The sequence below is a fragment of the Desulfoluna spongiiphila genome (assembly GCF_900101345.1).
Taxonomy (GTDB): Bacteria; Desulfobacterota; Desulfobacteria; order Desulfobacterales; family Desulfolunaceae; genus Desulfoluna; species Desulfoluna spongiiphila.
This window is the reverse complement of sequence record NZ_FMUX01000004.1, coordinates 112,402-124,198: the sequence shown is the minus strand read 5'-3', so window position 1 is coordinate 124,198 and position 11,797 is coordinate 112,402. Positions and strand designations below refer to the sequence as shown.

General features: G+C 58.3%; 8 protein-coding genes. 4 read left to right on the top strand and 4 right to left on the bottom strand.

Annotation, left to right across the window (positions count from 1 at the left end):
• Positions 1–62: 62 nt before the first annotated feature.
• From lpxB to BLQ12_RS07320, 3 genes are all read right to left on the bottom strand, one after another.
• Positions 63–1,157: a lipid-A-disaccharide synthase gene (gene lpxB / locus BLQ12_RS07330; RefSeq protein WP_092209791.1), complete on the bottom strand. Its 1,095-nt coding sequence runs from the start codon at positions 1,155–1,157 to the stop codon at positions 63–65.
• A gap of 67 nt (positions 1,158–1,224) precedes the next feature.
• Positions 1,225–2,154, bottom strand: a complete 930-nt coding sequence (locus BLQ12_RS07325) for a Gfo/Idh/MocA family protein (protein WP_092209789.1) — start codon at positions 2,152–2,154, stop codon at positions 1,225–1,227.
• On the bottom strand, positions 2,151–3,233 hold the full coding sequence (locus BLQ12_RS07320; RefSeq protein ID WP_092209787.1) for a DegT/DnrJ/EryC1/StrS family aminotransferase: 1,083 nt from the start codon (positions 3,231–3,233) through the stop codon (positions 2,151–2,153). Before BLQ12_RS07320 ends, BLQ12_RS07325 begins: the two co-directional genes overlap by 4 nt.
• Before the next feature lie 581 nt (positions 3,234–3,814).
• On the opposite strand from BLQ12_RS07320, the gene BLQ12_RS07315 reads away from it, so the two are divergent.
• Both BLQ12_RS07315 and BLQ12_RS07310 read left to right on the top strand, forming a co-directional pair.
• A complete protein-coding gene (locus BLQ12_RS07315) occupies positions 3,815–4,465 on the top strand; it encodes a TetR/AcrR family transcriptional regulator (RefSeq protein ID WP_175469566.1) in 651 nt (216 codons plus the stop codon).
• Positions 4,466–4,817: 352 nt separating this feature from the next.
• Positions 4,818–5,900, top strand: coding sequence for a 4Fe-4S dicluster-binding protein (locus BLQ12_RS07310; RefSeq protein WP_092209783.1), 1,083 nt, complete (start codon positions 4,818–4,820; stop codon positions 5,898–5,900).
• 229 nt (positions 5,901–6,129) lie between these two features.
• On the opposite strand, the gene BLQ12_RS07305 is transcribed toward BLQ12_RS07310, so the two are convergent.
• Complete coding sequence (locus tag BLQ12_RS07305) at positions 6,130–6,558, bottom strand: hypothetical protein (RefSeq protein ID WP_092209781.1); 429 nt, start codon at positions 6,556–6,558, stop codon at positions 6,130–6,132.
• Between the two features lie 332 nt (positions 6,559–6,890).
• Here BLQ12_RS07305 and BLQ12_RS07300 point away from each other — a divergent pair, with 332 nt between their 5' ends.
• Both BLQ12_RS07300 and BLQ12_RS07295 read left to right on the top strand, forming a co-directional pair.
• Positions 6,891–8,726 carry a hypothetical protein gene (locus BLQ12_RS07300; protein ID WP_092209779.1) on the top strand — a complete coding sequence of 612 codons (1,836 nt, stop codon included), beginning with the start codon at positions 6,891–6,893 and terminating at the stop codon, positions 8,724–8,726.
• 247 nt (positions 8,727–8,973) lie between these two features.
• Complete coding sequence (locus BLQ12_RS07295) at positions 8,974–11,637, top strand: valine--tRNA ligase (protein ID WP_092209777.1); 2,664 nt, start codon at positions 8,974–8,976, stop codon at positions 11,635–11,637.
• Positions 11,638–11,797: the final 160 nt, after the last annotated feature.

Sequence of the window (11,797 nt, the reverse complement as noted above, 5' to 3'; positions counted from 1 at the left end):
AGGGGGAAAGCACATCTGCAACCTGCTTTCAAGGTGGCACACCTTGCCGCCGGAGGCTTTTTTTATTTTTTCACCAGGGAAAAAATCTCCCGGGCGGCGTAGTCCGCGTCAAAGGCCTTGACCAGGGTGCGGAACCGGCCCAGTTCGTCACGGATGCGCCCCAGGCGCTCCGGGTCGCTTAAGATGGTCACCACTTCTTCTGCGATGCCCTCGGGGGTGGCGGCATCCTGGATCAGCTCGGGGAAGACGTGGTGCCCCAGGATGAGGTTGGGGATGGAGATGGCGTCCACCTTCACCAGGCGCTTGGCCACATGGTAGGTCACGGCGTTCATGCGGTAGAGCACCACGGTGGGGACCCCTGAAAGGGCCAGCTCAAAGGTGACGGTACCGGAGCAGGCGATGGCCAGGTCCACCTTCTGGAATTCGTCGTGGGGATTGCCCTCGAACACGCGGATACCTGCTTCGTGGGCGCTCTTAAACAGGGTGGCATCGAGGCTGGGGTGCTTGAGCACGGAGTAGCGGGCATCGAGGCGGCCGTCCATGGCCTTTTTGGCCTGACACATGGTGGCCAGGTTGGACTTGACCTCTTTGCTGCGGGATCCGGGAAGGAGCAGGATACGCCGGGGGCCTGCCTCTTTTCTTGTCTCCGCCTTCATGGCCGGGATGGTGTTGACCAGGGGGTTGCCCACAAAGGCGGCTTCCACGCCGTTTTCTTTGTAGAACCCCTCCTCAAAGGGAAAGATCACCAGCATCTTGTCGATGTACTGCTTCACCAGTTTCAGGCGCCCCTTGCGCCAGGCCCAGAGCTGGGGGCTGATGAAGTAGACGAGCTTTCTGCCCGGTTTGGCCACGCGCTTGGCCATGCGAAAGTTGAAGTCCGGGTAGTCGGTGAAGATGACCACGTCGGGGTTGATCTCTTCTATCTTTGCCGCGATGCGGTTAAAGACCCGGATGAGGGTGGGCAGGTAGCTGATGACCTCGAAAAAGCCGGTGACGGCCAGGCTTGCGAGGTCTTCCACCTGGGTGGAGCAGGCGGCCAGTCCGGGGCCCCCTGCGGAGTAGACATCGATGTCGGGTGATGCGTTTTTCAGGGCGTGGACCAGTTCGGTGGCATGCATGTCACCGGAGGGTTCGCCTGCAACGATAAAAAGTTTCACAACCTTGCCTTTATGGGCCGGTGAGGCCCTTGTGTCCAGAGTATCGGGAGGCCGGAGTCCCTTGGTGTCATTGTGCCGGGTTCCGGAGTTGGGTCTGTCGTTTGGCCAGATCTTCGTCGATTTTCAGGGCAAGGTCAAGGGCCATAACCGCATTTTTTGCCAGGGTGTAGTCCCGCCTTTCCGCTGTGATACCGGCATGGAAGTGACGGATCTCCCGCTTTAGGGGCTCTTCCATTTCAATGGCGATGACCCTTTTTTCGATGCCGTGGTCTCCGCTTTTAAACGCTTTGATGGTGTGCTCGGCAAAATCCAGGGAGATGTAGTTGTGGTTGAAAAAGACCCGGGTCCTGCGCATCTGCTCTTCGGAGATCCGCGATGCGGTGATATTGGCGATGCAGCCTCCCTTGAAGTGGATGCGGGCGTTGGCAATGTCCGCCTTGTCCGTCAGGGCCTTGACGCCGACCCCCTCGACGGAGGCCACCTCGTCGCCCACGAGGTCGAGGATAATGTCCAGGTCATGGATCATGAGGTCCAGCACCACGCTGACGTCCAGGGATCGGTTGGGGAAGGGGCCCAGCCTGTGGGACTCGATGAACATGGGGGCGGTTATCATCTTGCGGGCCTCGGTGTAGGCCTTGTTGAATCGCTCGACCATGCCCACCATGAGAAAGGCCTGTTTGCGGGAGGCGGTCTCAAGGAGGTCCTCGGCCTCGGCCATGGTGACGGCGATGGGTTTTTCAATGAGGCAGTGCACCCCGTGGTCAAGGAAGAACTTGGCCACCTCGTGGTGGTTGACGGTGGGGGTGGCGATGGTCACCGCCTCCACCCCCAGGGCGAGGAGTTCGCTGCAGTCCCGGGTCCAGGCCGAGCCGTGGAGGTGCTCCTGGCCGGGATGACGGGGGTCGGTCACCCCCACCAGCTCGAAGGCATCCAGTTCGGCGTAAATTCGGGCATGGATTTTTCCCAGCTTTCCCACCCCGATGACCCCAGCTTTCATACGGTCTCCCGGACGGCGGTTGCAACGCGATGGATCTCCTCATGGGTGAGATACGGGTGCATGGGCAGGCTCAGGACGTGGGCCGATGCCTCATCGCTGACGGGCAGGTGGGCATCGGGCCGACGGAAGACCGGTTGGTGGTGCAAGGGGACGGGGTAGTGGACGGCGGTGGGGATGCGTTGGTCCCGAAGGGCCTCCTTCAGGGCGTTTCTATCGCCCACACGGATGGTGTACTGGGAATAGACAGAGGTGTTGTGGGGGCGGACCACGGGCGTGGTGATGCGGTCATGGGCCAGGGCCTGGGTATAGCGTGCCCCGATGGTCCGGCGTTTTTCGATTTCCCCCGGAAACAGGGGCAGCTTGGCAAGGAGCACCGCTGCCTGGAGGCTGTCCAGCCGTCCGTTGATGCCCAGGCGGGGGTGATGATAGCGCCGATCCTGGCCGTGTTCACGGATTTCCCGCATGCGCGTCGCCAGGGCTTCGTCAGCGGTAAAGCAGGCGCCGCCGTCCCCGTAGCATCCCAGGGGTTTGGAGGGGAAGAAGGAGGTGCATCCGATGGTGGTGAGGTTGCAGGATTTTCGCCCCTTAGAGGTGGCTCCGAAGCTTTGTGCGGCATCCTCGATGACGGGAAGCCCGTGGCGCCGGGCGATGGCGTTGATGGCATCGAAATCGGCGCACTGCCCGAAAAGGCTGACGGCCATGATGGCCTTGGTCCTGTCGGTAATGGCCGCCTCAATGAGGCTGGGGTCAATGTTGCAGGTGTCGGCCTGGATATCCACGAACACGGGCACGGCACCCAAAAGGGCGATGGTTTCCGCTGTGGCGACAAAGCTGAACGGGGAGGTGATCACCTCATCACCTGATGAGATGCCAAGGGCCATCATGGCCATGAGAAGGGCACCGGTTCCGCTTGCGGCCCCGATGCAGTGCGGGGTGCCGGCAAAGTCGGCAAGGCGCTGCTCCAACTCCCGGACTTCCGGTCCGTTGATGTATTGTCCATGCTTGAGAACGGCATGGATCCTGTCGTTTACATCTTTTTCAATCTGATCATACTGGGCTCTGAGATCGATAAATTGCATGGCGTCTCCTTGGCTTGCAGGGCGCTGGGGGCGTCGTCAATTTTCTATGATGCTTTTTGCGGGCCTTTGCCCCGTGGCGGGTCGTGTATGGCCTCCTGACCGGTTGAGCAGATATGCTTGACGTTGATTGTACAGTTCGCTGTGTGTAGCGCTGTTTATGGCTGGGTATGATGTTTATTGTATAGATAATGAGTAAATAAAATAGGGGGAAATGTCAAAGTATCTTCACCCATGACTCGGCACCAAAGGGGCGGTCAGAGTCTCCGCCCCTCATTGTGCTGCCTCGCCCTCAAGGCACCACACCGACGACAGACGAACACGGCTTCACCATGTATTTCGATGGGTTGCCAGGCATGGCGACCCAGCAGGCACAGCACTCGGGGGATCCATTTTATCACCGTCTCGTCTCCCGTGGGGCGTGGCTTTTTTTTGGAAGGGTTTGCGTTGTTCCCGGTTTGTCATTGAACACCGGGGGCCGGGAAATGTCAAAGAGTCTGCACCCAGGGCCGAGCATAGGTGCTGAAATTTTATATGGTTGATTGATGTTGACGCTGTAAACATTGCGGGGTATGCTACCGGCCATGATCAAAAAAAACACAGATGAAAACACAGCGTATCACCACGGAAACTTGAGGCATCGTCTCATTGAAGTGGCCTTGGAGATGATTGAGGAGGCGGGTACGGCGGAGCTGACCCTTCGCGGCATTGCAAAGCGGGCAGGGGTTAGCCACTCGGCTCCCTATCGTCATTTTTCAGACAAAGAGGCCCTGCTTGTGTCGGTGGCACGGGAAGGGGTCGCCCTCATGCTTTCCGAGATCAACCACCGCCTTGAGCGGGCAAAGGGGGATCCCCTGGCGCGCTTTATGGTGTGCGGGCTGGCGTACATTGATTTTGCCATTGCCCATCCGGCCCACTTTCGGGTGATGTTCTCCTCGCCGCGCAAGGGCGTGCCCATGCCCGAGGATCTGAAGCCCGAGTCCACGCCCTTTTTTCATCTGTTCATCGATGAGATCACCGAATGCTGGAAGCAGGGGATCCTCAAAGGGGAGAGTCCGTATTCCATTGCGCTCTCCGCATGGTCCACCGTCCATGGGTTTTCGCTTCTTGTCATTGACGGGCATCTCCAGGGGGGCTCCCTGGACGAAGGGTCCCTGGAGTCCATGAAACGCGGCCTGCTGTACGCCTTTTACGCCGGGTTTCGCGGTGAGGCCGGCCCTGACTCTGTTCCGTGACGGCCCCTCGGCAGACGATAAGGGCACAGGCGAAACATACATAGACACGTCACGCATGAATGCCGCTGAGATTCAACAGCGGCAACCGGCTTTCAAGATGACTCCGGCGGCCCTGCCGGGGGCAAGTTTTTGAAAAATTTGACAAACAGTTATGGCAAGGTTTTCTCAGCATACCCTGAATGAAAGGCGGATGTGATTTTCCCCGAGGAACGAGGGGGAAAGCGCATTCGCAACCTGCTTTCAAGGTGGCACACCTTGCCGCCGGAGGCTTTTTTAAAGCACTTTAAGCACAGAAGGCAGCGTTTTGGCAGATTACAGAAGACAACAGGCAGATGAATGAAGGGAGGAGAGTATGGCTCAGACGATTTACAGGCGGCTGCAACAGGTTCTGGACACCCTGCCCAACGGGTTCCCCGCAGCGGACGACGGGGTGGAGATCAAAATCCTGGAGCGGATTTTTACCGAGGAGGAGGCGGCGATTTTTTGCGACCTTCGCCTGACCTATGAAACCGCCGAGCAGATCTCCGAACGGTCGGGGCGGCCCCTGGAGGGGCTGGATGACCATCTCAAGCGCATGTGGGGAAAGGGACAGATCTTCGGCATTGACTTCGGCGGGGTGTATGTCTACCGCATGGCCCCTTGGATTTTCGGGATCTATGAGTTTCAACTCAAGAGCCTGGACCGGGAGATGGCAGAGATCTGCAAGGCGTATGAAACCTGTTTTGCCTCGCAGTTTTTCACCCACGATCCCCCCATGATGCACGTGGTACCGGTGGAAGAGGAGCTGGGAAGCGACAGCCAGGCTCTTCCCTTTGATCAGGTCTCGGCGATCATTGAGAAGGGAAAGTCCTTTGCCGTGACCGACTGCATCTGCAAAAAAGAGCATGAACTCATGGGCGAGCCCTGCACCAAGCCCATGGAGGTGTGCCTCTCCATTGCCCCGGTCCCCGGTTTTTTCGACAACCATCCGCTGAAGCTGCGCCCCATCACCAAGGAAGAGGCCTACGGGGTCCTTAAGATGGCCGAAGAGGCCGGTCTGGTCCACATGACCAACAACTTTGAGAAGGGCCATTTTTATATCTGCAATTGCTGCGGGTGCTGCTGCGGGGTGCTCAGGGCAAAAAATGAGCTGGGGCTGACCAATGCCGTCCATTCCAACTACACGGCGGTCATTGATGATGAGGCGTGCGTGGGCTGCGGGCTTTGCGCCGATGAACGATGTCAGGTCTCGGCCATCGACGAGGTGGAAGACGGGTATCGCGTCAATGCCGATCTGTGTATCGGCTGCGGCCTGTGCATCTCCACCTGTCCGGCAGATGCCGTGTCCCTGGTTCGAAAGCCTGAGTCTTCCCTTGTGGCTCCACCCAAAAACGAGGCGGACTGGTATGCCAGGCGAGGTGAAAGCCGCGGTGTTGATTTCTCGTCTTTTGCCTGATTAAAAATGGTTAAAAGGCCCCAAAGACGAAAGGGATCGGCGTTTTTGGGGCCTTGATTTTCGTTCCTGCCAGTTGCGTCCATGGCGGCGTGAGTTAGGGCAATGACAAAAAAATATACGCGTATCGGCGTGTGAAATAGCACGCCATGAGCCTTACCGAACGGTGGCTTGACGGTATCGCTCAAACGGCCAATACGTCATGGTGTATTATTATTGTCCGGCCGAGCCCTTACCCTTCACCGGGGAAGTGAAGGGTGATCCGTTCCCGGTCCTTTTCCTTTTTAATCTTGATTTTCAACTCCATGCTGTTGCCTCGAAACCCTAAGGCCAGGTCTGTTTTTCCCTTGTCTGTTTCAATATGGGTGATGGCCCGTGCGATGTCGAGGATGCGGGCACCGGTCTCCTCTCCGGGGGAGGGCAGCTCCGTTGTCCTGTAGGTGGCCGTGATACCCACCTTCCCGGATTCGGTTTTAACCAGGTTGATTTTTTCAGCGTTGCTGTTGACTCCGTGGAGCACGGCCAGGGCAAGCCATTTAAGGGCTGTCTCTTCGGTGGCCGGTTCGCGGATGATGGCGGACATCTCTTTCAACGGATCGGTCTCTGCATAGCAGTCGCAGAGCTCCTGTACTTTTAAGTGGAGGCTGGCTGACTCTTTCATGGTCTCTCCCGACTATGAAGGTTTAACGGGCGGGAAGGGGGGTGGAATGAAGGGAGGGGCCCGTCGTGGGGATGGTGCTGTGATTAATGGTTGATTTTACCATACTTCCGCCCGGGGTCAATAGCAGGTGGCTCCGGGGTTCTGCTCCGGGGGCTGTGGGGTTCCTGCGGGCCGGGAAAAAGAGATCACTAAAAACGGGTTTTGGGAGCTGACAAGGCGCTTGACACTGTATTTTCGGTATGATACCGTTGTTAGGATAAGCTATTTGTGAATAATATCATGGCGTTGCACCAAATAAGTCATTGCCTACTCACTTCCAGGAGATGCTGATTATGACCGAGCCCACTAGCAAAAGCCCCATGGATAAAACACCTCCGGATGCATTGGATGACCACTGGTTGGAAGACGATGACGAACTCATTGAGTTGACGGAGTTTGTTGACGGGAATGACGATATCCCGGGCGACGATGACGCTGTGGATGATATGGACCTGGATTCGAATGACGACATCGTCGAGCTTTCAGAGGAATTTCGCCTGGACGATGATGACTTGCCGATTGAGAACGGGGCTCCGGATTTTGGTGAGAAGACCCTGGACGGCTCCGAGATGGCTGATTTGCTTGAAGAGGTGCCGGAAGGCGTAGAAGCCGGTCTTGGCGATGAAACCATTGATTTAACGGAGATGGCCGGCCTGGTCGAAGGGGTCCCGGAAGGCGATGACGTCTTTGGGGACGAGACCACCGACGTAACGGAGATGGCCAGCCTGCTCGAAGAGATCCCGGAAGGTGGTGATGACACCTTTGGGGACGAAACCACCGATGTAACGGAAATGGCCGGGCTGCTCGAAGAGATTTCGGAAGATGGCGATGACGTCCTCGGGGACGAGACCATCGACTTGACGGAGATGGCCGGCATGCTGGAAGAGGTGCCGGAAGAGAGCGCCGGGCTGGGTGAAGAGACCATTGACCTGACCGAGCTTCCCTCCCTTGAAGAGATGGGGGATCTTTCGGAGATACCCGGGGAAGAGATGCCGGGCGATGACGTTCTGGATTTGACGGAGATTTCCTCCCTCCTTGAAGAGGATCCTGTCCCTGAAGGCGATGAGGCCGGTGATCTTGAAAGCGATGATCTGGATCTCTCTTTCAGCCTGGATGACCTCGATATTTCGCAGCGCAGTGAGGTGGTGGCCGAAGATGCCTCCCTGGATGTCGCCGCCACCGGTGATGACGACGGTTTTGTGGATATTGATCTGCTTCTGGCAGACAGCGATGACGAGGCCGGTGGGCTGGACCCCATGGCCGAAGACGGTCTCCTGGGTGACCTTCCCGATGAAACCATTGTGTTGGACGCCGATGATGAGCCGCTTCTGGATCTGGGGCTTCCCCTGGACGAAGGGCAGGCCGCTGCCGGCGACGTTCCGGCGGGGGACGGTCTGCTGGACGATCTTCCCGATGCCACCATGGTGTTGCCCGTGGATGACGAACCCCTTCTGGATCTTGGCCTGCCCCTGGACGAAGACCTTGCGGCTGGGGCGGACGCCCCGGCAGGAGACGGCCTTCCGGACGATTTAGCCGATGAAACCCTTGTGTTGCCTGTGGACGACGAGCCCCTCCTGGACCTTGGGATTTCCCTGGACGAAGAGCCTGCGGCTGTGGGCGACGCCCCGGCAGAAGATGGCCTTCTGGAAGGTCTTCCCGATGAAACCATTGTGTTGCCTGAGGATGACGAGCCCCTTCTGGATCTTGGGATCTCTCTGGACGAGGCTTCGGTTGATGCAACCGAAGCCGGCGATGAGGGGGCCGGCGAGGTCGAAGGCACCGGGGTCCTGGACCTTTCGGAGCTGGTGGATGAGCAGGGGACCCGGGTGCAGGAGCCTGCCCCGGTCGCCGCAACATCTGACCGGCGTCCTCCGGGGTTCCCCGAGGGGACCTTTGATCTGTCCGGCATCAACGACGACGCAGGCGAAGCCGACGGAAAGGTTCCGGCGCCTGTTTCCATGGCCGGGTTGGCCGATATCTCTGAAGAGCAGCTGGAGCGGGTGGTGGAGCGCGTCATCCGGACCATGTTCAAAGAGCGGATCGAAGAGTTGATTGTCGATGCCATCGGCAAAAACCTCTCGGAAGATATTGAGAAAATGAAAAAGATGATCCGGGAAAATTTTTCCTGATTTCCCCGGGGCGTTAATAAATGGTTGCAAGAAGACTGGAGATTATTTAATAATTTCCAGTTTTTCTTTTTGGATGGTTTCGCAGACGTGGCCCGGCTGTTGAATCCTTCGACTGGAATAGTGCGTGGTTCCGACACCTTGGGGTGAGATACCCCGGTGCCTGCACCCTTGAACATACAGGCAGGGTGCCCTTGCTCGTCTTGAGCGGACATAAGGGTGCGCGCCCATCAACATATGAGGTTTGAATATGAGTGGAGAATTGCTGGCAAAGGGGTATGAGCCCCATGAAGTAGAAAAACGCTGCTATGCGTCCTGGATCGAGCAGGGGCTCTTTTCAGCGGAGGAGACAAGCGACAAAAAGCCCTATTCCATCGTGATCCCTCCCCCCAACGTCACCGGTGTGCTCCACATGGGCCATGCGTTGAACAACACCCTGCAGGATCTCCTCTGCCGATACCGGCGCCTCAAAGGGGACAACGTCCTCTGGATGCCCGGCACAGACCACGCAGGCATCGCCACCCAGAACGTCGTGGAAAAGAAGCTGGCCGCCGAGGGCAGGACCCGTCATGAGGTGGGCCGAGAGGCGTTCATCGACGAGGTGTGGAAGTGGAAAGAAGAGTCCGGCAACGCCATCTTCAAACAGCTCAAGCGCATGGGCGCGTCCTGCGACTGGGACCGTGAGCGCTTCACCATGGACGATGGGCTCTCCGAGGCCGTTCGCAAGGTGTTTGTGGATCTCTACAAAAAAGGGCTCATTTACCGCGGCAATTACATCATCAACTGGTGCCCCCGCTGCAACACCGCCCTGGCGGATCTTGAGGTGGAACACGAGGACAAGCCAGGCAAGCTTTACCATCTCAAATACCCCTTTGCCGACGGCTCCGGTCACTTTGTCGTGGCCACCACCCGTCCCGAGACGATGTTCGGCGACACCGCCGTGGCCGTCAACCCCGAGGACGACCGCTACAAAGGGATCACCGCCACCCACGTGAAGCTTCCCCTCACGGACCGCGAGATTCCCATTATCCGTGACGAGTACGTCGACCTGGAGTTCGGCACCGGTGCCCTCAAGGTCACCCCCGCCCACGACCCCAACGACTTTGAGCTGGGCAAAAAACACAACCTTGAATCCCTGAAGGTGATGACCGACGAAGGCGTCATGAACGACGGTGCCGGTGCCTTTGAGGGGCTCACCCGCGAGGCGTGTCGCGAGGCTGCTGTCAAGGCCCTGGATGAGCAGGGGTACCTCGTCAAGGTGGAGGATCACCCCCACAGCGTGGGCCACTGCTACCGCTGCAAGACCGTTATTGAGCCCAACCTGTCCCAGCAGTGGTTTGTCAAGGTCAAGCCCCTGGCTGAGAAAGCCATTGCCGCCGTGGAGGACGGGAGAACCCGTATTATCCCCGAGCACTGGACCAAGACCTACTACGAGTGGATGTACAACATCCGTGATTGGTGCATCTCCCGACAGATCTGGTGGGGACACCGCATCCCCGTATGGACCTGTGACGAGTGTGGCATGGACATCGTGGAAGAGACAGACCCCACGGTCTGCCCCGGCTGCGGCAGCACCCACCTGACCCAGGACACCGATGTGCTGGACACCTGGTTCAGTTCCGCCCTCTGGCCTTTCTCCACCATGGGTTGGCCGGAAAACACCGATCTCCTCAAAACCTTCTACCCCACCTCAACCCTGGTGACCGGTTTTGACATCCTCTTTTTCTGGGTGGCGCGCATGATGATGATGGGCCTCCACTTCATGGATGAGGTCCCCTTCAAGGATGTCTACATCCACGCCCTGGTTCGCGACGAAGAGGGCAAGAAGATGAGCAAGTCCAAGGGCAACGTCATCGACCCCCTCACCGTCAGCGATGAGTACGGCACCGATGCCTTCCGTTTTACCCTCACCGCCTTTGCGGCCCAGGGGCGCGACGTGAAGATGTCCCTGGCGCGGGTGGAAGGGTACCGCCACTTCATCAACAAGATCTGGAACGCGGCGCGTTTTTCTTTCATGCATCTGGAGCAGCCCCACACCGAGATCGACTACGCCAACATCAGCCTTGCCGATCGCTGGATCCTGGCACGACTTGCCGAGACCACGGCCAAGGTGGAAGAGGCCATCGACACCTACAAGTTCAACGAAGCGGCTGCCGCCCTGTACAGCTTTGTGTGGCACAGCTTCTGCGACTGGTACCTGGAGGCTTCCAAGCCTGCTCTCTACGGCAAGATGGGGGATGCGGCCATGGAGTCTACCCGCTCCGTGCTTTATCGGGTTCTCCATGACACCCTGATTCTCCTGCACCCCATCATCCCCTTTGTCTCTGAAGAGATTTACAGCAAGCTCCCCGGAACCGAAGGGTCCATCATGAAGGCCTCCTGGCCCGTGTGCGACGAGTTTGCCGCCCATGGGGCCGATGCCGTGGCCGAAAAGGAGATGGAGTCCGTCATCGCCGTGATCTCCGGCCTCCGAAACATCCGGTCCGAGATGAACATCGCCCCCTCCCTGGAGCTCACCGTGGAAGTCCAGGCCGAGACCGAGGAGATGGCGGCCCTGGTGAACCGCGAGAAGAGCACCATCATGACCCTGTCCCGCCTGGCGTCCTGTGAAGTCAAGCTCACCGGTGAACGACCCAAGGGCGTGGGCACGGCCATTGTCGAAGGCGCGGCCGTCTATGTGTTCCTGGAAGGGGTCGTGGACTTCGACCGGGAGATCGAGCGCCTTGAAAAGAGCATCGCCAAGAGCGAGAAGGCGGTGGCTGGCCTCGAAGGCAAGCTGAACAACCAGGGCTTTATCTCCAAGGCCCCTGCCGATGTGGTTGCCAAGTTCCAGGCACAGCACGACGAAGCCAAAGATAAGCTGGACAAGCTGGCGTTTACCCTCCAGAAGCTCAAGGATGTTCAGAGCAACTAAGGGTCCGGCAGCGTAAAAACGGTGCGGAGATTTTATTTCGGCAGCTCCGGGGAGGGTGGATTGTCCTGCTCGCGGCTGCCGACCCGCGCTGTTTTTTTCTTGAAGGCCCAAGGTATCATGCCCCCTTTGCGGTTAGCTGAGTGTTCTGCCGCAAAGGCAA

What these genes read in the sequence shown, in the direction of transcription:
- BLQ12_RS07325 (WP_092209789.1), bottom strand. Translation starts at nt 2,154, where the DNA reads ATGAAAGCTGGGGTCATCGGGGTGGGAAAGCTGGGAAAAATCCATGCC.
- BLQ12_RS07320 (WP_092209787.1), bottom strand. Translation starts at nt 3,233, where the DNA reads ATGCAATTTATCGATCTCAGAGCCCAGTATGATCAGATTGAAAAAGAT.
- BLQ12_RS07315 (WP_175469566.1), top strand. Translation starts at nt 3,815, where the DNA reads ATGATCAAAAAAAACACAGATGAAAACACAGCGTATCACCACGGAAAC.
- BLQ12_RS07310 (WP_092209783.1), top strand. Translation starts at nt 4,818, where the DNA reads ATGGCTCAGACGATTTACAGGCGGCTGCAACAGGTTCTGGACACCCTG.
- BLQ12_RS07305 (WP_092209781.1), bottom strand. Translation starts at nt 6,558, where the DNA reads ATGAAAGAGTCAGCCAGCCTCCACTTAAAAGTACAGGAGCTCTGCGAC.
- BLQ12_RS07300 (WP_092209779.1), top strand. Translation starts at nt 6,891, where the DNA reads ATGACCGAGCCCACTAGCAAAAGCCCCATGGATAAAACACCTCCGGAT.
- BLQ12_RS07295 (WP_092209777.1), top strand. Translation starts at nt 8,974, where the DNA reads ATGAGTGGAGAATTGCTGGCAAAGGGGTATGAGCCCCATGAAGTAGAA.